This window comes from Maribacter sp. MS6 (assembly GCF_056839185.1).
The window spans coordinates 1,177,894-1,203,512 of record NZ_CM166389.1 but is presented as its reverse complement, the minus strand read 5'-3'; the positions used below and the strand labels follow the sequence as shown (position 1 = coordinate 1,203,512).

34 protein-coding genes are annotated in these 25,619 nt (G+C 39.0%); 32 read left to right on the top strand and 2 right to left on the bottom strand.

All coding sequences use genetic code 11. From position 1 onward, the window contains the following. The 30 genes from rplP to MS6x_RS05330 all read left to right on the top strand — a co-directional run bounded on the left by rplP (position 1) and on the right by MS6x_RS05330 (position 20,841). Positions 1–429 carry a 50S ribosomal protein L16 gene (gene rplP, locus MS6x_RS05475; RefSeq protein ID WP_482605906.1) on the top strand — a complete coding sequence of 143 codons (429 nt, stop codon included), beginning with the start codon at positions 1–3 and terminating at the stop codon, positions 427–429. Positions 430–441: 12 nt separating this feature from the next. Then, positions 442–633 carry a 50S ribosomal protein L29 gene (rpmC, locus tag MS6x_RS05470; protein WP_027078356.1) on the top strand — a complete coding sequence of 64 codons (192 nt, stop codon included), beginning with the start codon at positions 442–444 and terminating at the stop codon, positions 631–633. A gap of 13 nt (positions 634–646) precedes the next feature. After that, positions 647–907 carry a 30S ribosomal protein S17 gene (gene rpsQ, locus MS6x_RS05465; protein ID WP_482605904.1) on the top strand — a complete coding sequence of 87 codons (261 nt, stop codon included), beginning with the start codon at positions 647–649 and terminating at the stop codon, positions 905–907. A gap of 3 nt (positions 908–910) precedes the next feature. Beyond that, a complete protein-coding gene (gene rplN / locus MS6x_RS05460) occupies positions 911–1,279 on the top strand; it encodes a 50S ribosomal protein L14 (protein WP_013993867.1) in 369 nt (122 codons plus the stop codon). A 13-nt stretch (positions 1,280–1,292) separates the two neighbouring features. Beyond that, positions 1,293–1,607 (top strand): 50S ribosomal protein L24, encoded by a 315-nt coding sequence (rplX, locus tag MS6x_RS05455; protein WP_482605902.1) that lies wholly within the window; start codon positions 1,293–1,295, stop codon positions 1,605–1,607. 2 nt (positions 1,608–1,609) lie between these two features. Continuing rightward, a complete protein-coding gene (gene rplE, locus MS6x_RS05450) occupies positions 1,610–2,161 on the top strand; it encodes a 50S ribosomal protein L5 (protein ID WP_482605900.1) in 552 nt (183 codons plus the stop codon). A 1-nt stretch (position 2,162) separates the two neighbouring features. Continuing rightward, positions 2,163–2,432, top strand: coding sequence for a 30S ribosomal protein S14 (gene rpsN / locus MS6x_RS05445; protein WP_482605898.1), 270 nt, complete (start codon positions 2,163–2,165; stop codon positions 2,430–2,432). A gap of 68 nt (positions 2,433–2,500) precedes the next feature. Continuing rightward, entirely contained in the window at positions 2,501–2,899 is a 399-nt protein-coding gene (rpsH, locus tag MS6x_RS05440; RefSeq protein WP_379932593.1) for a 30S ribosomal protein S8, read from the top strand. Positions 2,900–2,918: 19 nt separating this feature from the next. After that, positions 2,919–3,461 (top strand): 50S ribosomal protein L6, encoded by a 543-nt coding sequence (gene rplF / locus MS6x_RS05435; RefSeq protein ID WP_482605896.1) that lies wholly within the window; start codon positions 2,919–2,921, stop codon positions 3,459–3,461. A gap of 10 nt (positions 3,462–3,471) precedes the next feature. After that, positions 3,472–3,828, top strand: a complete 357-nt coding sequence (gene rplR / locus MS6x_RS05430; protein WP_482605895.1) for a 50S ribosomal protein L18 — start codon at positions 3,472–3,474, stop codon at positions 3,826–3,828. A gap of 9 nt (positions 3,829–3,837) precedes the next feature. Next, a complete protein-coding gene (gene rpsE / locus MS6x_RS05425) occupies positions 3,838–4,362 on the top strand; it encodes a 30S ribosomal protein S5 (RefSeq protein ID WP_379932597.1) in 525 nt (174 codons plus the stop codon). A 10-nt stretch (positions 4,363–4,372) separates the two neighbouring features. Next, the gene (gene rpmD / locus MS6x_RS05420; RefSeq protein ID WP_482605893.1) at positions 4,373–4,552 is read left to right on the top strand and encodes a 50S ribosomal protein L30; all 180 of its coding nucleotides are present in this window, start codon (positions 4,373–4,375) and stop codon (positions 4,550–4,552) included. 13 nt (positions 4,553–4,565) lie between these two features. After that, the gene (gene rplO, locus MS6x_RS05415) at positions 4,566–5,018 is read left to right on the top strand and encodes a 50S ribosomal protein L15 (protein ID WP_482605891.1); all 453 of its coding nucleotides are present in this window, start codon (positions 4,566–4,568) and stop codon (positions 5,016–5,018) included. Between the two features lie 15 nt (positions 5,019–5,033). Then, the gene (gene secY, locus MS6x_RS05410; protein WP_482605889.1) at positions 5,034–6,377 is read left to right on the top strand and encodes a preprotein translocase subunit SecY; all 1,344 of its coding nucleotides are present in this window, start codon (positions 5,034–5,036) and stop codon (positions 6,375–6,377) included. Between the two features lie 3 nt (positions 6,378–6,380). Next, positions 6,381–6,596 carry a translation initiation factor IF-1 gene (gene infA, locus MS6x_RS05405; protein WP_027078368.1) on the top strand — a complete coding sequence of 72 codons (216 nt, stop codon included), beginning with the start codon at positions 6,381–6,383 and terminating at the stop codon, positions 6,594–6,596. Between the two features lie 8 nt (positions 6,597–6,604). Then, positions 6,605–6,721, top strand: a complete 117-nt coding sequence (gene ykgO / locus MS6x_RS05400) for a type B 50S ribosomal protein L36 (RefSeq protein WP_013305171.1) — start codon at positions 6,605–6,607, stop codon at positions 6,719–6,721. A gap of 2 nt (positions 6,722–6,723) precedes the next feature. Next, positions 6,724–7,098: a 30S ribosomal protein S13 gene (gene rpsM / locus MS6x_RS05395; protein ID WP_482605887.1), complete on the top strand. Its 375-nt coding sequence runs from the start codon at positions 6,724–6,726 to the stop codon at positions 7,096–7,098. A gap of 9 nt (positions 7,099–7,107) precedes the next feature. Further along, on the top strand, positions 7,108–7,500 hold the full coding sequence (gene rpsK, locus MS6x_RS05390; protein ID WP_482605885.1) for a 30S ribosomal protein S11: 393 nt from the start codon (positions 7,108–7,110) through the stop codon (positions 7,498–7,500). Positions 7,501–7,584: 84 nt separating this feature from the next. Continuing rightward, on the top strand, positions 7,585–8,190 hold the full coding sequence (rpsD, locus tag MS6x_RS05385) for a 30S ribosomal protein S4 (RefSeq protein WP_482605883.1): 606 nt from the start codon (positions 7,585–7,587) through the stop codon (positions 8,188–8,190). A gap of 17 nt (positions 8,191–8,207) precedes the next feature. After that, entirely contained in the window at positions 8,208–9,200 is a 993-nt protein-coding gene (locus MS6x_RS05380) for a DNA-directed RNA polymerase subunit alpha (RefSeq protein ID WP_482605881.1), read from the top strand. A 59-nt stretch (positions 9,201–9,259) separates the two neighbouring features. Then, a complete protein-coding gene (gene rplQ, locus MS6x_RS05375) occupies positions 9,260–9,826 on the top strand; it encodes a 50S ribosomal protein L17 (protein WP_482605880.1) in 567 nt (188 codons plus the stop codon). 95 nt (positions 9,827–9,921) lie between these two features. Continuing rightward, a complete protein-coding gene (carA, locus tag MS6x_RS05370) occupies positions 9,922–11,049 on the top strand; it encodes a glutamine-hydrolyzing carbamoyl-phosphate synthase small subunit (RefSeq protein WP_482605878.1) in 1,128 nt (375 codons plus the stop codon). 106 nt (positions 11,050–11,155) lie between these two features. Continuing rightward, positions 11,156–12,448 carry a phosphopyruvate hydratase gene (gene eno, locus MS6x_RS05365; protein WP_482605876.1) on the top strand — a complete coding sequence of 431 codons (1,293 nt, stop codon included), beginning with the start codon at positions 11,156–11,158 and terminating at the stop codon, positions 12,446–12,448. A gap of 122 nt (positions 12,449–12,570) precedes the next feature. Beyond that, positions 12,571–14,106, top strand: a complete 1,536-nt coding sequence (locus MS6x_RS05360) for a glycogen synthase (RefSeq protein WP_482605875.1) — start codon at positions 12,571–12,573, stop codon at positions 14,104–14,106. A 122-nt stretch (positions 14,107–14,228) separates the two neighbouring features. After that, positions 14,229–15,515 carry a citrate synthase gene (locus MS6x_RS05355; protein ID WP_482605874.1) on the top strand — a complete coding sequence of 429 codons (1,287 nt, stop codon included), beginning with the start codon at positions 14,229–14,231 and terminating at the stop codon, positions 15,513–15,515. A 91-nt stretch (positions 15,516–15,606) separates the two neighbouring features. Further along, a complete protein-coding gene (locus MS6x_RS05350) occupies positions 15,607–16,518 on the top strand; it encodes a dimethylarginine dimethylaminohydrolase family protein (protein WP_482605873.1) in 912 nt (303 codons plus the stop codon). Between the two features lie 12 nt (positions 16,519–16,530). Continuing rightward, positions 16,531–17,463 (top strand): citrulline utilization hydrolase CtlX, encoded by a 933-nt coding sequence (gene ctlX, locus MS6x_RS05345; RefSeq protein WP_482605871.1) that lies wholly within the window; start codon positions 16,531–16,533, stop codon positions 17,461–17,463. 103 nt (positions 17,464–17,566) lie between these two features. Then, positions 17,567–18,172 carry a hypothetical protein gene (locus MS6x_RS05340; protein ID WP_482605869.1) on the top strand — a complete coding sequence of 202 codons (606 nt, stop codon included), beginning with the start codon at positions 17,567–17,569 and terminating at the stop codon, positions 18,170–18,172. A gap of 11 nt (positions 18,173–18,183) precedes the next feature. Continuing rightward, a complete protein-coding gene (locus tag MS6x_RS05335; RefSeq protein ID WP_482605868.1) occupies positions 18,184–18,675 on the top strand; it encodes a (2Fe-2S)-binding protein in 492 nt (163 codons plus the stop codon). A gap of 3 nt (positions 18,676–18,678) precedes the next feature. Continuing rightward, positions 18,679–20,841, top strand: a complete 2,163-nt coding sequence (locus MS6x_RS05330) for a xanthine dehydrogenase family protein molybdopterin-binding subunit (protein WP_482605866.1) — start codon at positions 18,679–18,681, stop codon at positions 20,839–20,841. A gap of 9 nt (positions 20,842–20,850) precedes the next feature. Here MS6x_RS05330 and MS6x_RS05325 read toward each other — a convergent pair whose 3' ends face one another. Next, on the bottom strand, positions 20,851–22,290 hold the full coding sequence (locus MS6x_RS05325; RefSeq protein WP_482605865.1) for an SDR family oxidoreductase: 1,440 nt from the start codon (positions 22,288–22,290) through the stop codon (positions 20,851–20,853). Between the two features lie 130 nt (positions 22,291–22,420). Then, on the bottom strand, positions 22,421–22,846 hold the full coding sequence (locus MS6x_RS05320) for a hypothetical protein (RefSeq protein WP_482605864.1): 426 nt from the start codon (positions 22,844–22,846) through the stop codon (positions 22,421–22,423). Positions 22,847–22,947: 101 nt separating this feature from the next. Between MS6x_RS05320 and argS the strand changes: the two genes are divergently transcribed. Together argS and MS6x_RS05310 are read left to right on the top strand one after the other, a co-directional pair. Further along, a complete protein-coding gene (argS, locus tag MS6x_RS05315) occupies positions 22,948–24,729 on the top strand; it encodes an arginine--tRNA ligase (RefSeq protein WP_482605863.1) in 1,782 nt (593 codons plus the stop codon). A gap of 15 nt (positions 24,730–24,744) precedes the next feature. Continuing rightward, positions 24,745–25,542 (top strand): zinc-dependent peptidase, encoded by a 798-nt coding sequence (locus MS6x_RS05310; protein WP_482605862.1) that lies wholly within the window; start codon positions 24,745–24,747, stop codon positions 25,540–25,542. Positions 25,543–25,619: the final 77 nt, after the last annotated feature.

The window sequence follows — 25,619 nt, the reverse complement described above, 5'->3', positions numbered from 1 at the left end:
ATGTTACAACCGAAAAGAACGAAGTTTCGTAAAATGCAGAAGGGCCGTATGAAGGGTAACACCGGAAGAGGTCATCAGCTTTCAAATGGTATGTTCGGTATAAAGTCTGTTGGTGATGCGGCTTTTTTAACCTCACGACAAATTGAAGCTGCACGTATTGCTGCTACTAGATATATGAAGAGGGAAGGTCAGTTATGGATTAAAATATTTCCGGACAAACCTATTACCAAAAAGCCTTTAGAGGTACGTATGGGTAAAGGAAAAGGGGCTCCAGAATATTTTGTGGCCGTAGTAAAGCCGGGTAGAATTATGTTCGAAGTAGGGGGCGTGTCTATGGATATTGCTAAGGAAGCGCTTCGATTGGCAGCTCAAAAACTTCCCGTTAAAACAAAGTTTATTGTTGCAAGGGATTATTCACTTGATAATTAATCGTAAGGAATTATGAAAAAACAAGAAGTAAAAGAATTGTCTGTAGAAGGACTTACGGAAAAACTTATCGAGTATAAGAAACAACATGCGGATTTAAAAATGGCTCATTTTGTAACGCCTTTGGAGAATCCTCTTCAGATTAGGAAAGTTAGAAGAACTGTTGCTAGATTGGCTACGGAATTAACAAATAGGGAAAACCAATAACTGGTTCTGCTTTATGGAAGAAAAGAGAAATTTAAGAAAGGAAAGAGTTGGGGTTGTAACCAGTAACAAGATGGAGAAGTCTATAGTTGTTGCCGAGGTAAAACGTGTAAAGCACCCTATGTACGGTAAATTCGTTTTAAAGACGAAAAAATACGTTGCACACGACGAGAAAAACGACTGCAAAGAAGGGGATACAGTTAAAATCATGGAGACACGTCCCATGAGTAAAACCAAATGTTGGAGGTTAGTAGAAATCTTAGAAAGAGCCAAATAAGTTATGTTACAGCAAGAATCTAGATTAAAGGTAGCGGATAATACAGGAGCGAAGGAGGTATTAACTATTCGTGTCCTCGGTGGAACCAAAAGAAGGTATGCTTCTATTGGTGATAAGATTGTGGTAACTGTAAAGGAAGCTACTCCTAATGGAGGTATTAAGAAAGGTGCGGTTTCTACCGCAGTAGTCGTACGTACCAAAAAGGAGGTAAGAAGACCGGATGGTTCGTACATCAGATTTGATGATAATGCGTGTGTGCTTTTGAATCCTACTGGGGAAATGCGAGGTACAAGGGTTTTTGGACCTGTCGCAAGAGAGCTTAGGGATAAGCAGTTTATGAAAATTGTATCATTGGCCCCAGAGGTACTATAATAGATTTCAGAAGATGAAGAAGTTAAAAATAAAAACAGGAGATACGGTTAGGGTTACTGCTGGAGACCATAAAGGTTCCGAAGGTAAGGTTGTATTAGTAAATCTTGAAAAGAACAAAGCCATAGTAGAAGGTGTAAATCTTGTTTCGAAACACGAGAAGCCAAGTGCTAAAAACCCTCAAGGTGGCATTGTCAAAAAAGAGGCGTTACTACATATATCAAATCTTGCGTTGATTGATTCTAAATCTGGTGAAACAACTAGAGTGGGATACGATGTAAGAGATGGTAAAAAAGTAAGATTTTCCAAGAAATCCAATGAAGTAATTTAGTTATGGCTTACGTTGCAAGATTAAAGAAAGAATATAAGGAGCGCATAGTTTCTGCGCTTACTGAGGAGTTTGGTTACAAAAACGTAATGCAAGTTCCCAAGTTAGAGAAAATAGTTGTCAGTAGAGGTGTTGGGGCAGCGGTAGCAGATAAGAAGCTGATCGATCATGCCATTGACGAGATGACTATGATAACTGGCCAGAAAGCAATTGCCACAATGTCCAAAAAGGATGTTGCAGCCTTTAAATTGAGAAAGGGAATGCCTATCGGTGCTAAGGTTACATTGCGCGGTGAGCGTATGTATGAGTTCTTGGACAGGTTGGTAACTTCTGCACTGCCTAGGGTACGAGATTTTCAAGGAATTCGGGCCACCGGTTTCGATGGTCGTGGGAATTACAATCTTGGTGTTACCGAGCAGATTATATTTCCAGAAGTAAACATTGATAAGATTAATCGTATCAATGGTATGGATATAACTTTCGTTACTTCTGCTGATACGGATAAGGAAGCAAAATCATTATTAACAGAAATGGGATTACCTTTTAAAAAGAACTAGTATGGCTAAAGAATCAATGAAGGCCCGTGAAAGAAAAAGGGCGAGAACTGTAGCTAAATATGCTGAAAAACGTAAGGCTTTAAAAGAAGCCGGCGATTATGATGCACTACAGAAATTGCCAAAAAATGCTTCACCGGTACGAATGCACAACAGATGTAAGTTAACCGGTAGGCCAAAGGGTTATATGAGAACTTTTGGTATTTCCAGGGTTACTTTCAGGGAAATGGCCAACCAAGGTTTGATACCAGGTGTTCGGAAAGCGAGCTGGTAGATTAAAGATTAAGTTAACGGGTTTCAGGTTTAGCATAATGCTAAAAACCGTCACCGAATTATATATAAATGGTAACAGATACTATAGCAGATTATCTAACTAGGGTTAGAAACGCAAGTAGAGCGGGTCACAGGGTTGTTGAAATTCCTGCGTCCAATCTAAAGAAAGAAATAACAAAGATTTTATTCGATCAAGGATATATTTTAAGTTATAAATTCGAAGCCGATAAGGTTCAGGGCAGTATAAAAATTGCTTTGAAATACGACAAGATTACTAAAGAGCCGGTAATTAGAAAGATACAGCGTATTAGTAAACCCGGTCTTCGTAAGTATGCTCCAAGCCAAGAATTACCAAGGGTACTTAATGGTTTGGGTATTGCAATCGTATCTACCTCTCACGGAGTAATGACAAGTAAGCAGGCAAAGGCTGAAAATGTCGGCGGTGAGGTCTTATGCTACGTTTATTAATCGATTAAAGAGTTAGAAGATGTCTAGAATAGGAAATAATCCGATAGCAATTCCTGAGGGAGTTACAGTAGAAATCAGCGATAACATAGTTACCGTAAAAGGTAAATTGGGAGAGTTGACGCAAGAATTTTCTGGTGTTGCAGTAAAAGTAGAAGACGGACAGGCTTGGGTCACAAGACCATCTGATTCTAAAGAACATAAAGCAAAACACGGTCTTTACCGTTCGTTAGTGCTAAATATGATAGAAGGCGTATCTAAAGGCTGGACAAAAGAATTGGAGTTGGTAGGTGTTGGGTACCGTGCAAGTAATCAAGGTCAAAAATTAGAGTTGGCTTTAGGTTTTTCACATAATATTGTTTTTGATCTTGCACCCGAAGTAAAATTGGAAACAATTTCAGAAAAGGGTAAGAATCCAATTGTAAAATTAACATCACACGACAAGCAATTGGTTGGACATATTGCTGCCAAAATAAGATCCTTCAGAAGACCGGAGCCTTACAAAGGAAAAGGTATCAAGTTTGTTGGTGAAATATTAAGAAGAAAAGCAGGTAAGTCAGCTTAATAAGAATATTATGAGATTAACAAAAACACAAAGAAAATATAGAATCCGTAGAAGAATCCGAAAGGTATCTTCAGGAACTGCATTAAGACCAAGATTATCTGTCTTTAGAAGTAATAGTGAGATTTATGCTCAGTTGATTGATGATGTTAATGGAGTTACCTTAGCTGCTGCTTCTTCACGTGATAAAAGTATTGCTTCCAAGAAAGGTAGTAAAAGTGAGATGGCCGCAATTGTAGGGAAATCTATTGCCGAGAAAGCGTTGAAAGCCGGTTTGGATAAAGTTGCTTTCGATAGAGGTGGAAATTTATATCATGGAAGAGTTAAATCTTTGGCTGAAGGGGCAAGGGAAGCAGGTCTTAAATTTTAATATAACAGTATGTTTCAGAAATACAAAAACGTAGAAACCGTTAAGCCAGGTGGTTTAGATCTTAAGGATAGATTAGTTGGTATACAACGTGTAACCAAGGTAACTAAAGGTGGTAGAGCATTTGGTTTTTCAGCTATTGTTGTGGTAGGTGATGAAAACGGTGTTGTAGGGCATGGTTTAGGAAAGTCGAAGGAGGTTGCTACGGCAATTGCAAAGGCTATAGAAGATGGAAAAAAGAACTTAATTCGTATTCCATTGAACAAAGGAACCTTGCCACATGAGCAAAAAGGTAAGTTTGGTGGAGCACGGGTATATATTCAACCGGCATCCCAAGGTACAGGTGTTATTGCCGGTGGGGCCGTAAGAGCGGTACTCGAAGCTGTTGGTGTACATGATGTACTATCAAAATCTCAAGGTTCATCCAATCCCCATAATGTAGTTAAGGCAACTTTCGATGCCTTGTTACAATTGAGAGATGCAGGTACAATAGCAAAGCAAAGAGGAGTTTCTTTGGAAAAAGTATTTAAAGGCTAAGAAAGCAATTATGGCAAAGATTAAAGTAAAGCTGGTTAAGAGTAGCATTAAAAAGCCCCAAAATCAAAAAAGGACTTTGGTTGCTCTTGGATTGAAGAGGATTGGTCAGGTTGTTGAGCATGACAACACGCCAAATATCCTTGGAATGATAAATAAAGTTGAACATTTAGTTTCTACGGAAGAAGCTTAAATATTAAGATCTAATGAATTTAAGTAATCTACAACCTGCTGAGGGTTCAGTTAATAGAGACGGAAAACGTTTAGGGAGAGGTCAAGGTTCTGGAAAAGGTGGTACTGCCGCTAGAGGTCATAAAGGCGCGAAGTCAAGATCAGGTTATTCTAAGAAAATTGGTTTTGAAGGTGGTCAAATGCCATTACAGCGTCGTGTTCCAAAGTTTGGTTTTACCAATATCAATAGAAAAGAATATCAAGGTATAAACTTGGATGTTTTACAACAGTTGGTTGATGACAAAGGTGTCAAGGGTAGCGTTGATATGGATACCTTTGTGGAGAACAGACTAGCACGTAAAAACGAGATGGTTAAAATTTTAGGTGGCGGTGAATTAAAAGCTTCGCTTAAGGTTTCGGCACATAAATTTAGCGCTACGGCAAAAGCTGCAATTGAGGCTGCTGGTGGTGAAGCCATAAGTTTATAAGCATACAAAGAGAACATGAAGAAGTTTATAGATACATTATCCAATATTTGGAAGATAGAGGAGCTAAGAAATAGGATACTTATTACTTTAGGTCTTCTATTGGTATACAGATTTGGTTGCCAAATTGTTCTTCCGGGTATTGATACCACGCAGTTGGGTGGATTAGCAGATAGTACAGACCAAGGAATTTTTGGTTTGTTGAATGCATTTACGGGAGGAGCGTTTGCTAATGCTTCTATTTTTGCGTTGGGTATTATGCCCTATATATCCGCTTCTATCGTTGTTCAGCTCATGGGTATTGCGATACCTTATCTTCAGAAACTTCAGAAAGAAGGTGAAAGTGGTCGTAAGACAATCAATCAGATTACTAGATGGTTGACGATAGCAATTTGTATCGTTCAGGCACCGGCATATTTATACGGTCTCGAAGCTTTTGGAGTAAGGGATACTGCTTTTTTATTAGGTAAAGGATTGGACTTTATGGTTCCAGCTGTAATCATTTTGGTAACAGGTTGTGTTTTTGCTATGTGGTTAGGGGAGAAAATTACGGATAAAGGTATCGGTAATGGTATTTCACTTTTGATTATGATTGGTATTATAGCAACCATGCCACAATCATTTGTGCAAGAGTTTATTTCTAGGACCACAGAAAATAATGGAGGTCTCATGTTTATCCTAATAGAAGTGATTCTATGGTTCTTAGTTATACTGGCGTGTATTTTATTAGTCATGGCAACTCGACAAATACCGGTACAGTATGCAAGAAGAACCGCATCTGGAGGTTATGAGAAAAACGTAATGGGTTCCAGACAATATATACCATTAAAATTAAATGCTTCTGGCGTTATGCCAATCATATTTGCGCAAGCAATAATGTTTGTTCCTGGTTTGATTGGAAGCACATTTGATGATACCGCTTTTGGGCAATGGATGCAGGTAGAGTTTTCGAATATATTTGGGTGGGCATATAATATATTGTTTGCCGTACTTATAATAATTTTCACTTACTTCTATACGGCTATTACCGTGCCAACGAATAAAATGGCCGATGATTTAAAAAGAAGCGGTGGTTTTATTCCTGGAATTAGACCGGGAAAAGAGACAGGTGATTTTCTAGATAAGATTATGTCGTTGATTACATTGCCAGGTTCAGTATTTTTAGCATTATTGGCTATACTTCCGGCAGTGGTTGTATCTTTGCTAAATGTTCAAGCAGGATGGGCATTGTTTTATGGTGGTACATCGCTTTTGATTATGGTGGGTGTAGCAATCGATACTGTACAACAAGTAAATTCTTATTTGTTGAATAGACATTACGATGGTTTGATGAAAACTGGGAAAAATAGAAAAGTAGCATAATTTATGGCTAAACAGGCAGCAATAGAACAAGATGGGGCTATCATAGAGGCATTGTCAAACGCAATGTTTCGTGTAGAATTGGAAAATGGTCATGTGGTAACTGCACACATATCTGGTAAGATGCGTATGCATTATATTAAGTTGTTGCCAGGAGATAAGGTGAAGTTGGAAATGAGCCCTTATGACCTTACAAAAGCAAGAATTACTTATAGATATTAAGATACAAGATGAAAGTAAGAGCATCAGTTAAGAAGAGAAGTGCGGACTGCAAAATCGTTCGTAGAAAAGGGAGGTTGTACGTAATCAACAAAAAGAATCCTAGATTTAAACAAAGACAAGGGTAATTATGGCAAGAATCGCGGGTATAGACATACCAAAACAAAAAAGAGGCGTGATAGCCTTGACTTATATTTTTGGAATCGGAAGAAGTAGGTCTAAAGAGATTTTAGAGAGAGCACAGGTAAGTGAGGATACTAAGGTCTCCGATTGGAACGATGATGAAATCGGAAGAATCCGGGAGGCAGTTTCAGCGTTTACAATTGAAGGCGAGCTCCGTTCCGAAACGCAATTGAACATTAAGCGATTAATGGATATTGGTTGTTACAGAGGTATACGTCATAGATCAGGATTGCCGTTAAGAGGTCAGCGTACAAAAAATAATTCTAGGACCAGAAAAGGAAAGCGTAAAACAGTAGCTAACAAGAAGAAAGCTACTAAATAATATATAGGTATGGCAAAGGCAAATACTAAGGTAACCAAGAAGCGTAAAGTAATAGTTGATTCTGTTGGTGAGGCACACATAAGTGCTTCGTTTAACAATATCATCATCTCTTTAACGAATAAAAAGGGAGATGTTATTTCTTGGTCCTCTGCAGGTAAGCTAGGATTTAGAGGTTCTAAAAAAAATACTCCTTATGCAGCTCAAGTAGCGGCAGAAGACTGTTCAAAGGTTGCACATGAGGCAGGTCTTAGAAAGGTAAAGGTTTATGTTAAGGGACCCGGGAATGGAAGGGAATCAGCAATTCGTTCATTACACAATTCAGGGATCGAGGTAACTGAGATTATTGACGTTACTCCTATGCCGCATAACGGTTGTAGGCCTCCGAAGAGAAGAAGAGTTTAATTATTTAATATTTCATAGAAAGTGTAGTTACGATTATCGAAGGATAAGCCTTAATTCATAATCTCACTTTCATAATTTAAGAAGATGGCAAGATATACAGGACCAAAGTCAAAAATCGCCCGTAAGTTCGGCGAAGCAATTTTCGGAGATGACAAATCATTCGAAAAAAAGAATTATCCTCCAGGACAGCATGGTAATGCAAGACGTAGAGGAAAAAAATCTGAATACTCTGTTCAGTTAATGGAGAAACAAAAGGCTAAATATTCTTATGGGATATTAGAAAAGCAGTTTCGAAATCTTTTTGCAAAAGCAAATAGGAGTAAAGGGGTTACTGGTGAGGTACTTCTTCAGTTATGTGAGTCACGTTTAGACAATGTGGTTTATAGAATGGGAATATCCCCTACAAGAAGTGGTGCAAGACAGTTGGTTTCGCACAGACATATTACGGTGAATGGAGAATTGGTGAATATACCTTCTTATAGTTTAAAGGCCGGTGATGTTGTAGGTGTTCGAGAAAAGTCAAAATCTTTACAAAGTATTCAGGATTCCTTGGCTGCCAATAGTGCAGTTTACGAATGGATGACATGGAACTCTGCAACAATGCAGGGTAATTTTGTTGCCGTTCCAGAAAGAATTCAGATTCCTGAAAATATCAAGGAACAATTAATCGTCGAGTTATACTCTAAATAAACAACACTGATCGAATTATGGCATTATTTAATTTTCAGAAGCCCGATAAAGTAATAATGATCGATTCCTCGGATTTCGAAGGGAAGTTTGAATTTCGTCCTTTGGAGCCTGGTTATGGATTAACTGTTGGGAATGCATTAAGAAGGGTATTGCTTTCTTCCTTGGAAGGTCATGCTATTACGTCCGTAAGGATCGACAAGGTAGAACACGAGTTCTCGGTAATTCCGGGAGTTGTTGAAGATGTAACCGAAATTATCTTAAACCTAAAGCAGGTACGCTTTAAAAAACAGATTGAGGATTCAGAAGCAGAAATAGTTTCTATTTCCGTTAGCGGTAAGGATCAATTGACAGCAGGGGATTTTCAAAAGTTCATTTCCGGGTATCAGGTGTTAAATCCTGATATGGTAATCTGTAACATGGACTCCAAGGTGAGTATCAATATGGAAATTACCATTGAAAAGGGTAGAGGCTATGTTCCTGCAGAGGAAAATAAAAAATCTGGTACACCAATAGGAACAATAGCAATAGATTCTATTTTTACACCAATAAAAAACGTAAAGTACAGTATAGAGAACTTTCGTGTTGAACAAAAAACAGATTACGAAAAGCTTGTTTTCGAAATTGTTTCAGACGGTTCTATCCATCCTAAGGATGCCTTAACTGAAGCGGCTAAAGTCCTTATTCATCACTTTATGTTGTTTTCGGATGAGCGTATTACTCTAGAGGCAGATGAAATTGCACAAACTGAGACGTATGACGAAGAGTCGTTACACATGCGTCAGTTGTTAAAAACTAAGCTGGTAGATATGGACTTGTCTGTACGTGCATTGAATTGCTTAAAAGCTGCTGAAGTGGACACGCTAGGTGATTTGGTTTCTTTCAATAAAAATGATTTGATGAAATTCAGAAATTTTGGAAAGAAATCGTTGACAGAACTAGAAGAACTTGTTATCAACAAAGGCTTAAGTTTTGGAATGGATTTGTCAAAATATAAATTAGATAAGGATTAAACAATCATATTTTGCTCCTCGTTCTAACGAGTTTGGTAGCAAGATGATAAAATAGAAACATGAGACACGGTAAAAAAATTAATCATTTAGGAAGAAAAAAAGCGCATAGACACGCAATGTTAGCTAACATGGCTTGTTCCTTAATTGAGCATAAGAGAATTAATACAACAGTTGCAAAAGCTAAAGCGTTAAAGCAGTTTATTGAACCATTGATAACAAAATCAAAGGCAGAGAACAATAAGTCTTCCGAGAAAGGTACGCACAACAGACGTATCGTTTTCAAAAACTTGCGGGATAAAGTTGCGGTGACTGAGTTATTTAGTGTGGTTTCCGAAAAAGTAGCGGATAGACCAGGTGGGTATACAAGAATAATCAAGTTAGGTACCCGTTTGGGAGATAACGCTGATATGGCAATGATCGAGTTGGTAGATTTCAATGAGATTTACAACGCAGGGAAACCAGCTAAAAAATCTACAAGAAGAAGTAGAAGAGGTTCTGGGTCTAAAACAGAGGCTGCTCCTACGGATGTTGTGGAACAAGCGGAAGTTGATACAGCTGCTGACGTACCCACAGAGGTTGAAGCAAAAGCAGATGACACGAAGAAAAACGATGACTCTGAAAAATAGGATGTCAATAAATATTGATAATTTTAAAAGGATAAGCGGCAATGCTTATCCTTTTTTTATGTTTTTTTGTTAAATTTTAATACGTAAGATAAGAGATGAAATATCAATCGAAAAAGAAAGCACTGATATTGTTGGCCGATGGAACTATTTTTCATGGTAAGGCAGTTGGGGATAAGGAAGGTACTGCCTTTGGAGAGGTTTGTTTTAACACGGGCATGACGGGATATCAAGAGATTTTTACGGATCCGTCTTATTTTGGACAATTGATGGTAACAACCAATGCTCATATTGGTAATTACGGGACTAATAGTGAAGAAACGGAGTCTGAGTCTGTTAAAATTGCAGGGTTAATTTGTAAGAATTTTAGTTATGAGTATTCTCGGCCATTAGCCGATAGTAGCCTGGAAGTGTTTTTGGACAACAACAATCTATTTGCAATCTCTGACGTAGATACACGGGCACTTGTTAGTTACATTCGAGATCATGGTGCCATGAATGCTGTTATTTCTACTGCCGTAGATAATATTGAAGAACTAAAGGCAAAGTTAAATGAAGTACCAAGCATGGAAGGCTTGGAGCTAGCTTCTAAGGTATCGGCCAAGGAAGCCTACTATTTTGGTAATAAGGGTGCTACTTATAAGATTGCAGCATTGGATATTGGGATTAAGAAAAATATACTTAGAAATCTCGCAAAAAGAGATGCGTACATAAAAGTGTTTCCCTATAATTCCAGTTTTAATGACTTGTCCGCTTGGAATCCCGACGCCTATTTTATTTCCAATGGCCCCGGCGATCCAGAGCCCTTAGTAGATGCTATAGCTGCAGCTAAGGGAATGATAAATTCAGGTAAACCATTATTCGGTATATGTTTAGGTCATCAGGTAATCGCCCTAGCGAATGGGGTGTCTACATATAAGATGCATAATGGGCACAGAGGAATCAATCACCCTATCTTAAATACGGTTACCGGTAAAGGAGAAATCACTTCGCAAAATCACGGTTTTGCCATTAATAGAGGGGAAGCTGAAGCCAATGAACTGTTGGAAATTACGCATGTTCATTTGAACGACCATACCGTTGCCGGCATAAGGATGAAGAACAAGGATGTGTTTTCAGTGCAATACCACCCGGAAGCTAGCCCTGGTCCACATGATGCTGATTATCTTTTTGACGATTTCTTTGAATTGATCAGTAAAAACACAAAATTGTCTGCTGAAGTTTAGTAATTCATTAGAAATTAAGGAATATACAGGGTATTGGAATCGCTAAACATATGTTGTTTTGTACCTTTATCTTTCAATAATAAATCATCAAATTAAAAATAATAGAATGAGTATTATATTAAGTGTTCATGCAAGACAAATTTTAGATTCAAGAGGTAATCCTACCGTAGAAGTAGATGTAATCACGGAAAATGGTGTAATGGGAAGAGCAGCCGTTCCTTCAGGAGCTTCTACTGGAGAGCACGAGGCTGTTGAGCTTCGTGATGGCGGAAGTGCCTTCATGGGCAAGGCCGTTAGCAAAGCGGTTTCCAATGTTAATACAACAATTGCCGAGGAAATCTTGGGAATGTCTGTCTTTGAGCAGAACCTATTGGATCAAACAATGATAGATTTAGACGGTACGCCCAACAAATCCAAATTGGGTGCGAATGCTATTTTAGGAGTTTCGCTAGCTGCAGCAAAAGCTGCTGCAAACGAGTTGGGATTATCACTGTTTAGATATGTTGGTGGTGTAAGTGCTAACACGTTACCCGTACCTATGATGAACATAATTAATGGTGGCTCACATTCTGATGCGCCTATCGCTTTCCAAGAATTCATGGTGATGCCGGTAAAAGCCAAGAGTTTTTCTCATGCTATGCAAATGGGAACTGAGATTTTCCACCATCTAAAAAAGGTGTTACATGATAGGGGTTTAAGTACGGCCGTTGGTGATGAAGGAGGTTTTGCGCCAAACCTGGCTGGAGGAACAGAAGATGCCTTGGATACCATTGCAAAAGCAGTGGAAAATGCGGGCTATAGCCTAGGTGATGACGTAATGATCGCTTTGGATTGTGCTGCTGCAGAGTTTTACGTGGATGGTGCGTATGACTACACTAAATTTGAAGGAAGTAAAGGGGTAGTGAGAACTTCGGAGGAGCAAGCGCAATATTTAGCAGATTTAAGTGCTAAATATCCAATTATTTCCATTGAGGATGGGATGGATGAGAACGACTGGGATGGATGGAAATCCTTGACCGATAAAATAGGGGACAAGGTACAGTTGGTAGGAGACGATCTTTTTGTTACCAATGTAGAAAGACTGTCTACGGGTATTGAAAAAGGAATTGCAAACTCTATATTAATTAAGGTAAATCAAATAGGAACGCTCACCGAAACTATTGCAGCCGTGAATATGGCAAAGAATGCCGGCTACACTTCAGTTATGTCACACCGTTCAGGTGAAACAGAGGATAACACCATTGCAGATTTGGCTGTAGCTTTGAATACCGGGCAAATTAAAACGGGTTCTGCATCAAGATCTGATCGTATGGCAAAGTATAATCAATTATTAAGAATTGAAGAAGAATTGGGCAGCATGGCCTATTATCCTCAAGAAAAAGCATTTAACATTAATTGATTAGGGTCCTAATAATTTCTGAAAAGCCTTTCTTATTAAGAAAGGCTTTTTTTTTGGTGTAATCCAAAAAAGATACCTATCTTTTTGAGATATATTATTAATCCTCCTTTACCCCCTTTTATATGAACAATTTTCTTTTTGTTGCCGCAGAAAACGATGCTATTCCAAATTGTAAAGCGGGAGGTATGGGTGATGTGGTGCGCGATGTTCCTAGAGAAATTGCCTCTCGTGGAGATGCTGTCCATGTTGTGGTACCGTCGTACTCTAGATTACATAAGGATGGGGAATTTATTACTGACCTTAACTTTAGCCTTAAAGGTGTCACTTATACAGCAGCGCTATATCGGGTAGTTCCAAAGAAAATAATTTCGAATATTACCCATTACGTTATTCATCATCCAGAGATTCAGGGCGGAGGGATTGCACATATTTATCACGATGATCCCACGGAACCATTTTTTAATGATTTTGTCAAATTCATGATATTTTGTACTGCGGTAGCAGAAGCAATGAAAATAAATGCCTTCGGTGACTTAGATGTGGTACACATGCACGATTGGCACTCTAGTGCAGTATTATTGTTAAAGGCCTATCATCCCAATTATACCGAGTTAAAAAAGATGCGTTATGTATACAGTATACATAATCTTGCGATACAGGGTATCCGTCCATTTTATAATAATTATGCATCTGTAAATCATTGGTTTCCGGAAATCAACTTAGATCATGAAGCGCTTATGGATCCTCGTTATCATGATTGTATTAATCTTATGGCCGTAGGTATTAGATTAGCGGATGCCGTGCATACGGTTTCACCTTCTTATAAAGAGGACGTACTGTTGCCCAGTAGAAAACCTGAGTTTATAGGAGGCGAAAGTCTGGAGTCCGATTTACAAAAAGCGGATGATGAAGGTAGGTTGTTTGGAATATTGAACGCTTCCAATTATAGTAATATTAGGGTAGCGGAAACAGGATTCTTGTACCGTAATACCGTAAAAGCACTTTTTAGGTGGCTGCAAGATGAATCTAAAAAATATAAAGCTGATTTTCTGGCCCATACAGGAGAGAAAATCATGGAGTACGTAGGTAATAGACCAAAGTTCATAGTTTCAAGTGTAGCAAGATTAACGGAGCAGAAATTCTATTTTTTAAAACGCTCCCCTGAGGCCTTGGAGCAAATTTTAAAACGGTTAGAAGCTGTAGGTGGTATTTTTATGCTTTTGGGTACTGGAGATCCCGATTACGAAGAGCACTTTCGCGAGATGAGCTACAGTTATAAAAACTTCATCTTCACGAATGGTCAATCGGAAGATTTGATAGATTCCATGTATTTAGAGACCGACTTGTACTTTATGCCAAGCTTATTTGAACCTTGTGGTATAAGTCAGATGTTGGCAATGCGTAATGGAAACCCTTGTTTAGTGCACCATACGGGAGGCTTGAAGGATACTGTGCATCATATGAAAACAGGGTTTGTTTTTGATGGTGACACGTATGACGAAAAAATAGAAAACATGGTTCGTGCTTTCGACGAGGCGTTGACGATTTGGGAGCAAGACCAGCCAAAATGGAAAAAAATTAAGGCAAACGCAAAAAAGGCGAGATTTACATGGGAAAAATCATTGGATGAATATTATAAATCGCTTTATTTATTGTAATGTCTTGTGCTCCATTTTTAAACGCTTAGTAGGCCGTGTTAATTATGATCTAAAGCGATTTACTTAATTGTTAAAATGGGTGCTTTTATGTAAGTTTACTTCTTCATATAAAAAGTTTAAGAATGTCAGATAAAGCTACTTTAGAGTATAATGGTACTAAGTATGAGTTTCCTGTAATCATGGGAACTGAAGATGAACTCGCTATAGATATTAAAGCATTACGTTCCACTACAAATGGAATCATTACTATAGATCCTGGTTATAAAAACACGGGGTCCTGTAAAAGCGAAATCACCTTTTTGGACGGAGAAAAAGGAATTTTAAGATATCGTGGATACGCTATTGAAGAATTGGCCGAGAAAGCAGGTTTTTTAGAGGTTGCCTATTTGTTAATTTTTGGTGAGTTGCCCAACAAAGAACAATTAGAGGCTTTTCATGTTGATATCAAAAACGAATCCCATGTAGATGAAGAGATGAAAAAGATTTTGGATGCTTTTCCAAAATCTGCTCATCCTATGGGCGTTCTTTCCTCTTTGACTAGTGCATTGATCGCATTTAATCCAATTTCCGTTAACGTTACTTCTAAAGATGAAATGTACGGAGCTATTGTACGTATTTTGGCTAAGTTTCCAGTTTTGGTTGCCTGGACGCTCAGAAAGAAAAAGGGCTTGCCTTTAGATTACGGCGATGATACTCTTGGGTATGTGGAGAACATACATAAAATGATGTTCAAAAAGCCTTCTCAAGAATACAAAAGAAACAAGATTGTAATTGATGCATTAGATAAACTGTTGATTCTTCATGCCGATCATGAACAGAATTGTTCTACATCCACCGTACGTATCGTAGGATCTTCCCATGCAGGATTGTTTGCCTCGCTGTCAGCAGGTATTTCCGCCTTGTGGGGCCCCTTGCATGGTGGAGCAAACCAAGCTGTGCTAGAAATGTTGGAGGCTATTCAAGAGGATGGTGGCGACACTAAAAAATATATGGCTAAGGCTAAGGATAAGAATGATCCCTTTAGGCTTATGGGCTTTGGACATAGGGTTTATAAGAACTTTGATCCAAGGGCAAAAATAATTAAGGTAGCTGCAGAAGAAGTGTTGGCAGATTTGGGTATAGATGATCCTATTTTGGAAATAGCCAAAGGATTGGCAAAAGAAGCGTTGGAAGATCCTTATTTTGTAGATCGTAAACTATATCCGAATGTAGATTTCTATTCCGGTATTATTTACAGGGCATTAGGTATTCCTACAGAAATGTTTACGGTGATGTTTGCTTTAGGAAGACTACCGGGTTGGATTGCACAATGGAGAGAAATGCGTTTGAATAATGAACCTATTGGAAGACCACGCCAAGTTTACGTTGGTGAAACACATAGATCTTTCGTTGACCTTGATAAAAGGTAGATTGCTACCTTCTAAAAAAAACAAAGAAGCTCCTTTTAGTTTAAAGGAGCTTCTTTTTGGTTTAAAACGAGATTAATTTTAAGATAAAATAATGCTAGAACTGAATATTAAAGATGAAATATCGCCCTTAAAAGCAGTTGTACTGGGTACGGCGAAAAGTTGTGGTCCTACTCCTATTCCGGAAGAGGCGTATGATCCAAAATCCTTGGAACATATACTGGCGGGTACCTATCCAAAAGAGGTGGATATGATAAAGGAAATGGAAGCGTTTGCCGCCGTTTTTAAAAAGTATGATGTCACTGTTTTTAGACCTGAAGTGCTTGAAAATTGCAACCAAATTTTTTCTAGGGATATCGCTTTTGTGATTGAAAACAAGTTGGTGATTGCCAATATCCTACCAGAGAGAGAGAAGGAAGTTGAAGCAATCTTGCATGTTTTGGATAAAATAGATGATCAATATATACTTCACCCTCCTGATGAAGTTCATGTTGAAGGAGGCGATGTTATGCCTTGGAACGATTATATATTCGTAGGAACATATACCGGAGCAGATTATGCTTCCCATATTACCGCAAGAACAAATTGGCAAGCCGTAGAGTGGATAAAGCAACAATTCCCGAACAAAAAGATTAAATCATTTGAACTAAGGAAATCACTTAATGCAAAAGAGAATGCCTTACACTTGGATTGTTGTTTTCAGCCATTAGGTAATGGAAAAGCAATTCTTCATAAAAACGGATTTTTAGTAGAGAAAGAATATCGGTGGTTGGTGAATTTTTTTGGTTCGGAAAACATATTCGAAATTACTGCAGACGAGATGTACAACATGTTCAGCAATGTATTTTCTATTTCTCCAAATATAGTCGTTTCGGAAAAGAACTTTACACGACTCAATAATTGGTTAAGAGCAAATGGATTTACCGTTGAGGAAATACCTTATTCTGAAATTGCCAAGCAAGAAGGACTTTTGAGATGTAGCACATTACCCTTGATTAGGGACTAATTAAATTGAACTATGCAGATAACCAATACAATATTGATGATACGTCCGGTTGCTTTTCGTATGAATGAGCAGACGGCAGTGAATAATTATTTTCAGGAAGATTTGGACATTAAAAGCCAAACAATAAATGAAAGAGCGCAGAAAGAATTCGATGACTTTGTAGTTGTTTTAAGAGAAAAGGGAATTAACGTAGTTGTTGTAGAAGATATAAAGGAAAACGATACGCCAGACTCAATTTTTCCTAACAATTGGGTATCCTTCCATAAATCGGGAACGGTTGTGGTGTATCCGATGTTTGCAGAAAATCGGCGTAGGGAAAGAAGAACCGATATTTTTGATATTCTAGAAGAGAAAGGTTTTGTAATCAAAGAGATTATGGACTATACCTCGGCGGAAGAAGAAGGTATTTATTTAGAGGGTACAGGCAGTATTTTGAAAGACAGGGTAAATCAAAAAGCCTATTGTGCATTATCCGAACGTGCAAATGAAGAACTCTTCATAGAATATTGTGAAGATTTTGATTGCTTTCCCGTCATTTTTACTGCAAATCAATCTGTAAACGGCAAGCGAATGCCTATCTACCACACCAATGTGATGATGGCGATGGCAGAAACGTTTGCTGTTATATGTTCGGATACTATTGATGACAACAAAGAGCGTAAAAATGTATTAGATCATTTGAGGAACGATGGTAAGCAAATCATAACCATCACAGAACAGCAGATGCACCACTTTGCTGGTAATATGTTACAGGTAATCGGTGCTGACGATAAACGTTTTATGGTAATGAGTTCAGCTGCCTATAATTCGTTGAATCCAGATCAAATAAAGTCAATAAAAGCACACTGCGGTATTATTCATAGCTCATTGGAGACCATAGAGACCTGCGGAGGTGGTAGTGCAAGATGTATGATGGCCGAGGTTTTCTTGCCAAAGGCAATATAACCTCCTTTTGAGTCAATACTTATAGGTAATCTATAGTGTTTTGTTGGAATAAAAAAAGTAACTTAAATCAGGATTTAAATAAGGAACAGTTTAACTTTAAATTTTGGTAAAGAATTACATTGGATTAGTCGTACTTGTTTTAGGCATTTCCATGCTATTTGCTACCAAGAAAGAACCGTTTGTTTCCAGCTATAATATTCCTTCCAACGCTAGCAAATTGGAATCAGATGCTGCTTTTAATAGGATGATGGATGTAGTAATGCACCCAAGGTGTATTAATTGTCATCCCAATGATAATGTGCCAAAACAAGGGGACGATAGCCATCCCCATTATTTTGGAATTTCGCGAGGACCGGAGAATACAGGTTTTCAAGCAACTTCCTGCACTACGTGTCATCAGTCTGAAAATAATGAGTATTCTGGGGTTCCGGGAGCTCCACATTGGTCTTTGGCACCGGCTTCCATGGGGTGGCAAGGACTTGGTAGGAAGGCTATCGCAGCGCGAATGTTAAATGAGAAACTGAATGGTGGTAAAAATCATGAAGAATTGATCAGGCACATGACGGAGGATGAATTGGTGCTTTGGGCATGGGAACCAGGCGTAGGCATAAACGGGGTGCCAAGGGAACTTCCGCCAGTATCCGAAGAGGATTTTAAGAATGCAGTGAAAGAGTGGTTTAGTAACGGTGCAATAATACCATCCGAATAGAAAAGATACATATGAAGATTTCATTACAGGTAAACGGAACGGAGCATATTATAACCGTAGCCGACGGGAATACGCCCTTGCTCTGGATCATTCGCGATTTATTGAGTTTGAAAGGAACAAAATTTGGCTGCGGTAAAGCTGCCTGCGGTGCGTGTACCTTGCATGTAGATGGTGAAGCTGTTAGGTCATGTTCGTATGCCGTCAAATTTGCCGATGGGAAGCAGATTACAACAATTGAGGGATTGGGAACTAAAGAGCATCCTCATCCTGTGCAGCAAGCGTGGATAGACGAAATTGTGCCACAATGTGGCTATTGTCAACCTGGATTTATGATGGCAACGGCTGCATTGCTCAACAAGATTCCAAATCCTACGGATGAGGATATTGATAATAATATTTTGAATGTGTGCCGTTGTGCCACATACTACCGTATGCGAAAAGCCATACATAAAGCTGCAAGTTTACATACTCTAAACGAATCTACAGAAACTCAAAACTCTTAGAGGATGGTAGTAAAGAAAAAAATGTCTAGACGCAAGTTTTTGGTACGAGGAGGTTTGGGAACAGTGGGCGTACTTGCCGTTGGTACCTATGTATTCAGAAATCCTATTCGAAGAAAAATCGCAGGGTACATCAATACTGCGGATGCCCCGTATCAAGGAAATACGGATACACCAATTATATGGTTTGAAATTACCAAAGACAATGAAGTGGTGCTTCACAGTCCTAAGGTAGAAATGGGACAGGGCACGTTTACCAGTTTGGCACAAATGGCTGCGGATGAATTGGAGGTTTCCATGAGGCAAATCAGCGTGGTACATGCGAATTCCGCCTCCGGCAATATAGATGCTTTTGCTACAGGTGGTAGTACGTCCGTATCAGCGCTTTGGGTACCGCTACGAGAATTGGCGGCGACTATGCGGGAAATGATAAAAGTTGAAGCAGCTAAAAAAATGCAGGTCAATGTTGCGGAGCTAAGCATAGAAAATGGTATTATTTCTAAAGGTGACAAAACGATGTCGTATGCCCAAGCGGTCAGCGGCGTAACGGAATGGGAAATTCCGGAGGTTCCAGGGTTAAAACCTATCTCTGATTATAAATTTATTGGTAAACCTATAGCTAGAGTAGATTTAGCGGACAAAGTGTTCGGTGCACCTATTTTTGGAATGGACGCTATGATGCCTGAAATGCTTTACGGTGCCGTGGTAAAATCATCTAGAATTGGGTCAACTTATCTAGGGGCGGATACCACCAAAGCGGAAGCAATGCCCGGTGTGGTGAAAATTGTAAAAGAAGCCGATTTTGTAGGCGTAGTTGCAAATTCACTACTTGAAGCCGAGAACGCAAAAGAGCTTATTGAGGCCCAGTGGGAAACCCAGGGAGATATCCAGACATCCGATATACGGTCAATGGTAGAAGTTGGACAGGGAACTCCCTTTACAATTCAGAAAGAAGGGGATACCGAGAGTAGTTTAAAAACTAACGATAAAACAATCGTTTCCGAGTATTGGAGTCCAATTGGTGCTCATGCCCAAATGGAACCAAGTGGTGCCCTTGCTTTTGTCGAGGACAATAAGGCCACTATAATGATTTCTACACAGGTAGTGAGTATTACAAGGGATGAAATTGCAGAACGACTAGATTTTGAGCCTGAACAAGTGCATATTGTTCCCACGTTTTTAGGGGGCGGTTTTGGTAGACGGCTACATACCCCAAATGGTATTCAGGCGGCTGTACTATCAAAAGCAGTAGGAAGGCCCGTAAAATGCTTTTTTACAAGAAAAGAAGAGTTTCAGAACGATACCTTTCGCCCGCCTACACATCATGTAATGAAAGGAAAGCTGAACGCTAATGGATTAATAGAAGCTTTGGAGCATAATGTATCTAGTGGAGATGTTGCCTTTGGTTCTCCCATGCTTCCTAATGTGTTGGAAACCGTTTTAGGAGCTGATCTGGGAGCTTGGCGTGGAGGGATGATACAATATGGGAGTATACCTAATTATCAAGCAATATCTTGGCGTGTAAAACTGCCTTTTGCGACCAGCTGGTGGCGCAGTCTAGGATTGTTGGCCAATACCTTCGCAATTGAAAGTTTTATGGATGAACTCGCCGTAACCGCAGGAAAGAATCCGGCTGAATTTCGCTTGGCTCAAATACCCGATGATGATAGGGGAAAACGTTTAAAATCGGTTATAACCGCAGTGGTGGAAAAAGCCGGATATACAGATAAAATAATCAACGGAAGGGCAATGGGACTTGCCGTTTCTACCGATGCGAATACGCCTTGTGCTGAAATTGCAGAGGTTTCTATTGTAAACAATGAGATAAAAGTACATAAGGTAACTTGTGCAATGGACCCAGGATTAGCCGTAAACCCAGATCAGGTACGTGCGCAATGTGAGGGAGCTATTATTATGGGAATGAGTGCGGCTATGTTCGAAAAAATGGAGGTTGAGAATGGGGAACTTACGCCAACCATTTACGGCCCGTACCAAATGGCACTAATGAAGCATGCTCCGAAGGATATAGATGTGGTATTGCTACAAGGTTCTGACACCCCTGGAGCGGTTGGTGAACCCCCACTGGGACCAATAGGTGCTGCCATTGCGAATGCGGTATTCAGGCTTACAGGACAACGATTACGAGAAATGCCTTTACAGTTAGCCTGAGTGAAAGCGTTATTCTTTTTTACTTTTCGATTTTGCTATGTTCCTAATCATCCCACCAAAAATAAAGTAATGTAGTGGTACGATGCTATACCAATATAGTCTCCCTCTTAGGCCTCTAGGTCTAAAAGTAGCTGTTTGGTGAAGTATATTCTTATCATCTATTCTAAACTCTAGCCAAGCTTCACCAGGAAGTTTCATCTCGGCAAAAAGAAGTAATCTCCTTCCTTTTTTGTCTGCTAAAAGTACCCTCCAAAAATCTAATGCATCGCCAGCATATATTTTATCTGGATGTGTTCTACCACGTCTTAATCCCACTCCTCCGATAAGTTTATCTAAAAACCCACGAATTCTCCATAACCAGTTTCCATAATACCAGCCATTTTTACCGCCAATTTTCCAAATATTTCCAAGTACTTGTTTCGGGTCGCTTATTTTCATTGTTTGTACATCGCGCAGTACACCAAATTTTGGTACTTGAATGTATTTTTCTAAATTCTTATTAAAACGACCGCTGACCATACTATCTTTCCAACTACTCACTACAAGGTTCTGTTCTATCTTCACGAACGCCATATCTATTGCCTCGCGATACGTATGTGGTTTAATGCCCAATAGTTTTGCCAATCGCTGATCTTTCGCAACGACTTCTATTTTCATGCTATCTACAAGGTTAAGTGCAAGCGTATAAGAAGTGGAGGTCACGAAGTATAACCAGTAGGACGAGAGTTTCGGCGTCATCACTGGAACAGTATAAATCCAATTTTTAAACCCTCTTGCCTTTGCATATTGATGCAACATTTCTTTATACGTTAGTACGTTTGGACCAGCGATGTCAAAAGAGTCATTATACGTTTTTTTATTACCTAAAACACCGGTTAAAAATGCAATTACGTCTCGTATTGCTATGGGTTGTGTTTTCGTGAGGACCCATTTAGGCGTAATCATAAATGGAAGTTTTTCACAAAGATCTCGTATGATTTCAAATGATGAACTTCCAGAACCTACTATGATTCCTGCCCTAAGAACGGTAAGACTAAAATCGCCTTTATACAGTAGCTCTTCTACGTGTCTGCGAGACCGCAGGTGCTTGGATAGATTGGCATCGTTTACGATACCGCTGAGGTAAATTACCTGTTTTATCTTGGTTCTAGCTGTATAGGCATTAAAATTGGTTGCCGTTTTTGCCTCTAGCTCATCAAAATCTGTAGTTGAGGTGCTCATGGAATGAATAAGGAAGTAGGCAGCATCCAAATCTTGTGGAAGTACATTGGGGTTTACTTCCTTTAAGAAGTCTATTTCTACCACTTCTATTCGGTTGCGTGTTTCCGAATCTACTGATAATCTATCTTCATCCCTAACGGCACAAACCACTTCATGACCCGCTTCCAATAATTGGGGTAGCAGTCGCATTCCTATATAACCATTCGCACCTGTAAGGAGTATTTTCATAGTATTATGTTGAGACTCTTATTCCCTGAAAGGAGAATTCTTAATTCATTTTCGTGATACTAGTGTAATAGAATTTTGTGAGCTCAGTTATTGTATTTTTCCCAAACACTTGTTTCCAATGTCTACCACCTCAAAGGTCATCGATGGAGGTCGGCGCATTATCGGCCTTATAGCCTAAGAGTTTTGAAAAGAACTTCTGAACCGCTTTGGTATCGGATTCCACCTTAATAAAATAATTATCCCGGTATACCGAATATACAGAAGCTTGACCTTTATAAATGGTTAATTTGTAGTAGGGAATCACCAAGGCAAAAGTTTCCAATAAAGACCTAAATCGGACGATGATTCCCTTAGGTCTAATTTCTATATTACAGGTATCCCTATTGTTATCGAGAATAAGAAGATTTCTTATTTCTACACTGGTTTCCGTAATTATAAGCTTAGGGGAGCCAATACCGCCCATTTTCCATCGTTCTTTTAAGGCAAATGGTTTTCCGACTGCCTCATCTACTTTTTTGGTTATTGCTTTATTATTATAAGATACGTTTACTAACATGCAGCATTTTTCTTTAAAGTTAATAAAAGGGAAATGGAAATTTGAAGTTGTAGAGCGATAAGTGTAAAAATGATTAGTTTTGCAGCCTTAATTACCTATGTATGAAGATTCAGGATGTACTGGAGAAAAAAGTGACCGAGGCCATTAGCCATATTTATGATGTAAACTTACCGGCCGTTGAGTTTCAACCCACAAGAAAGGATTTTGAAGGTGATGTTACCGTGGTGGTTTTTCCTATGCTCAGGCACGTAAAAGGTAATCCGGTTCAGATAGGCGAGCAAGTGGGTACCTATTTGGAAAAAGAGTTGGAAATAGTTAGTGGTTTCAACGTGGTGAAGGGTTTTTTGAATTTAGTGATTTCAGATGCATACTACCTTGATTTTTTCAATGAGATATTAGAAAACACAACTTACGGACTCGTTCCACCATCGGACGATGCCATACTGGTAGAGTATTCCTCGCCAAATACCAATAAGCCGTTACACCTTGGCCATATTCGAAACAATTTATTAGGGTATTCTGTTGCAGAAATATTAAAGGCTTCCGGTAAGAAGGTGTATAAAACCCAGATTATCAATGATCGCGGCATACATATTTGTAAAAGCATGTTGGCATGGCAGCGTTTTGGAAATGGGGAAACTCCGGAAAGTACAGGTCTTAAAGGTGATAAATTAGTAGGTAATTACTATGTGGCTTTTGATAAGGCCTATAAGGAAGAGGTTGCCACTATGGTCGGTGAAGGAATTGATAAGAAAGTTGCTGAAAAAGAGGCTCCTATTTTGTTAGCCGCACAGCAAATGCTCTTAAAGTGGGAGGCTGGTGATGAAGATGTTGTGGCTTTATGGAAGAAAATGAACGGATGGGTGTATGCTGGCTTCGATACAACGTATAAAAACTTGGGTGTAGATTTTGACTCTTATCTTTACGAAAGTGACACCTATCTATTAGGAAAGGATGTAGTTGCCGATGGGATTGAAAGTGGCGTTTTCTATAAAAAAGAGGACGGCAGTGTATGGATAGATTTAACCGATGACGGTCTAGATGAAAAAATAGTATTACGGTCCGATGGTACTGCAGTTTATATGACGCAAGACATTGGTACAGCGATACAGCGTGTCAAAAATCACCCGGATATAAGTGGTATGGTATACACGGTGGGCAATGAGCAAGATTACCATTTTAAAGTGTTATTTCTAATTCTCAAAAAGCTTGGCTTTTCTTGGGCCGATAAATTATATCACTTAAGCTATGGCATGGTAGACCTTCCCAGCGGTAAAATGAAAAGTAGGGAGGGAACCGTGGTAGATGCCGATGACCTAATGGAACAAATGACCCAAACTGCAGGTGCTATTTCTGAGGATTTGGGAAAATTGGAAAACTATTCTGAGGAAGAAAAGCAATCGCTTTATAAAATAATCGGTCTTGGTGCTTTAAAATACTACATCCTAAAGGTAGACCCTAAAAAGCGCATTTTATTCAACCCGGAAGAATCGGTAGATTTTCAGGGAAATACAGGTCCGTTTATCCAGTATACCTATGCTAGGATTCAATCCATATTAAGAAAGGCTAATGATACTGAGGTCAATTGGAAAAATCATGTTGACCTGTCGGAGTTGCATCCAAAGGAGAAGGAGCTGATGAAGCAGTTGCAACTGTTTCCAGATACTATTCAGTTGGCAGCAGAGAATTACAGTCCGGCCGTAATCGCAAATTACACCTATGATCTGGTTCGCGAGTTTAACTCCATGTACCAACAGGTATCTATCTTAGGAGAAGCAGATGCTAAAAAGAAAGTGCTGCGAATTCAATTATCCCAAAAGGTAGGAGAGGTAATCCAATCTGCATTTAGACTGTTGGGGATTTCCGTTCCCGAGCGCATGTAAGATACTGCGATATAAATGGAAGTTTTAGTTGATATTTTTGCAATAGGCTGCTTGATATCCATTTTTGGATACTTTCTGTATATCGTTTATTATACACTTGATTTATTCTTTCTTAACCCTTTCAAGAAGATTCCGTCATTAACGGCAATGGAGAAAAACCTTATCCGTAAAGAGCTGCCATTTTATACCACACTGAATCATAAGCGAAGCAAAAGATTCGAAAAAAGAGTAGTGCGTTTTAGGCATCGCAAGAAAATGGTGTTTCATGAGGATGTAAAGGAAGTGGATAAGATTAAACTGTTGCTCTCTGCCACAGGTGCAATGTTAACGCTTGGAATGGCAGATTTTCTAATTCTTTCTATTCATAAAATTATCGTTTATCCTTCTAAATACTATTCTCCATTAACGAAACAACAACATTACGGAGAATACAATCCGGGTCTTAAAACAGCAATTTTTTCTGAAGAACAGTTACTTGCGGGATTTAGAATTCCAAATGATAATATAAACTTGGCCGTTCACGAATTTGCGCATGCGTTGAGTTTCAATGTATCTAATAAGCTAAACATTAGGTCATTTCTTTTTCTCTATGGGATGAAAAAGATGAGTGGGATGTTGAGCGATACAACCTTTGTAGAAAAGTGGAAAAGAAACAACTACTTTAGGGATTACGGCAGAACAAACGTCCATGAGTTTTTTGCCGTTGCGGTAGAAAGTTATGTGGAGACACCAAAAGAGTTTGAGGCTCATTTTCCAAATCTGTTCCATATTGTTAAGTTCATGCTGAACCTAGGATTTTATAAACTGCCATAATTATTTTGTTGTAAGTATAGCGCAAACTATTAAACAATATTCAAATTGTTTTTATGCTTCGCCGTAGTACTATTTGT

What these genes read in the sequence shown, in the direction of transcription:
- carA (WP_482605878.1), top strand. Translation starts at nt 9,922, where the DNA reads ATGAAATATCAATCGAAAAAGAAAGCACTGATATTGTTGGCCGATGGA.
- MS6x_RS05360 (WP_482605875.1), top strand. Translation starts at nt 12,571, where the DNA reads ATGAACAATTTTCTTTTTGTTGCCGCAGAAAACGATGCTATTCCAAAT.
- rpsK (WP_482605885.1), top strand. Translation starts at nt 7,108, where the DNA reads ATGGCAAAGGCAAATACTAAGGTAACCAAGAAGCGTAAAGTAATAGTT.
- rpsN (WP_482605898.1), top strand. Translation starts at nt 2,163, where the DNA reads ATGGCTAAAGAATCAATGAAGGCCCGTGAAAGAAAAAGGGCGAGAACT.
- rplQ (WP_482605880.1), top strand. Translation starts at nt 9,260, where the DNA reads ATGAGACACGGTAAAAAAATTAATCATTTAGGAAGAAAAAAAGCGCAT.
- MS6x_RS05380 (WP_482605881.1), top strand. Translation starts at nt 8,208, where the DNA reads ATGGCATTATTTAATTTTCAGAAGCCCGATAAAGTAATAATGATCGAT.
- ykgO (WP_013305171.1), top strand. Translation starts at nt 6,605, where the DNA reads ATGAAAGTAAGAGCATCAGTTAAGAAGAGAAGTGCGGACTGCAAAATC.
- rplP (WP_482605906.1), top strand. Translation starts at nt 1, where the DNA reads ATGTTACAACCGAAAAGAACGAAGTTTCGTAAAATGCAGAAGGGCCGT.
- MS6x_RS05310 (WP_482605862.1), top strand. Translation starts at nt 24,745, where the DNA reads ATGGAAGTTTTAGTTGATATTTTTGCAATAGGCTGCTTGATATCCATT.
- MS6x_RS05335 (WP_482605868.1), top strand. Translation starts at nt 18,184, where the DNA reads ATGAAGATTTCATTACAGGTAAACGGAACGGAGCATATTATAACCGTA.
- secY (WP_482605889.1), top strand. Translation starts at nt 5,034, where the DNA reads ATGAAGAAGTTTATAGATACATTATCCAATATTTGGAAGATAGAGGAG.
- rpsM (WP_482605887.1), top strand. Translation starts at nt 6,724, where the DNA reads ATGGCAAGAATCGCGGGTATAGACATACCAAAACAAAAAAGAGGCGTG.
- rplE (WP_482605900.1), top strand. Translation starts at nt 1,610, where the DNA reads ATGGCTTACGTTGCAAGATTAAAGAAAGAATATAAGGAGCGCATAGTT.
- MS6x_RS05320 (WP_482605864.1), bottom strand. Translation starts at nt 22,846, where the DNA reads ATGTTAGTAAACGTATCTTATAATAATAAAGCAATAACCAAAAAAGTA.
- rplO (WP_482605891.1), top strand. Translation starts at nt 4,566, where the DNA reads ATGAATTTAAGTAATCTACAACCTGCTGAGGGTTCAGTTAATAGAGAC.
- rpsQ (WP_482605904.1), top strand. Translation starts at nt 647, where the DNA reads ATGGAAGAAAAGAGAAATTTAAGAAAGGAAAGAGTTGGGGTTGTAACC.
- rpsD (WP_482605883.1), top strand. Translation starts at nt 7,585, where the DNA reads ATGGCAAGATATACAGGACCAAAGTCAAAAATCGCCCGTAAGTTCGGC.
- rpmC (WP_027078356.1), top strand. Translation starts at nt 442, where the DNA reads ATGAAAAAACAAGAAGTAAAAGAATTGTCTGTAGAAGGACTTACGGAA.
- rpsE (WP_379932597.1), top strand. Translation starts at nt 3,838, where the DNA reads ATGTTTCAGAAATACAAAAACGTAGAAACCGTTAAGCCAGGTGGTTTA.
- MS6x_RS05330 (WP_482605866.1), top strand. Translation starts at nt 18,679, where the DNA reads ATGGTAGTAAAGAAAAAAATGTCTAGACGCAAGTTTTTGGTACGAGGA.
- rpmD (WP_482605893.1), top strand. Translation starts at nt 4,373, where the DNA reads ATGGCAAAGATTAAAGTAAAGCTGGTTAAGAGTAGCATTAAAAAGCCC.
- rplX (WP_482605902.1), top strand. Translation starts at nt 1,293, where the DNA reads ATGAAGAAGTTAAAAATAAAAACAGGAGATACGGTTAGGGTTACTGCT.
- rplN (WP_013993867.1), top strand. Translation starts at nt 911, where the DNA reads ATGTTACAGCAAGAATCTAGATTAAAGGTAGCGGATAATACAGGAGCG.
- rplR (WP_482605895.1), top strand. Translation starts at nt 3,472, where the DNA reads ATGAGATTAACAAAAACACAAAGAAAATATAGAATCCGTAGAAGAATC.
- argS (WP_482605863.1), top strand. Translation starts at nt 22,948, where the DNA reads ATGAAGATTCAGGATGTACTGGAGAAAAAAGTGACCGAGGCCATTAGC.
- MS6x_RS05350 (WP_482605873.1), top strand. Translation starts at nt 15,607, where the DNA reads ATGCTAGAACTGAATATTAAAGATGAAATATCGCCCTTAAAAGCAGTT.
- eno (WP_482605876.1), top strand. Translation starts at nt 11,156, where the DNA reads ATGAGTATTATATTAAGTGTTCATGCAAGACAAATTTTAGATTCAAGA.
- ctlX (WP_482605871.1), top strand. Translation starts at nt 16,531, where the DNA reads ATGCAGATAACCAATACAATATTGATGATACGTCCGGTTGCTTTTCGT.
- rpsH (WP_379932593.1), top strand. Translation starts at nt 2,501, where the DNA reads ATGGTAACAGATACTATAGCAGATTATCTAACTAGGGTTAGAAACGCA.
- rplF (WP_482605896.1), top strand. Translation starts at nt 2,919, where the DNA reads ATGTCTAGAATAGGAAATAATCCGATAGCAATTCCTGAGGGAGTTACA.
- MS6x_RS05355 (WP_482605874.1), top strand. Translation starts at nt 14,229, where the DNA reads ATGTCAGATAAAGCTACTTTAGAGTATAATGGTACTAAGTATGAGTTT.
- infA (WP_027078368.1), top strand. Translation starts at nt 6,381, where the DNA reads ATGGCTAAACAGGCAGCAATAGAACAAGATGGGGCTATCATAGAGGCA.
- MS6x_RS05325 (WP_482605865.1), bottom strand. Translation starts at nt 22,290, where the DNA reads ATGAAAATACTCCTTACAGGTGCGAATGGTTATATAGGAATGCGACTG.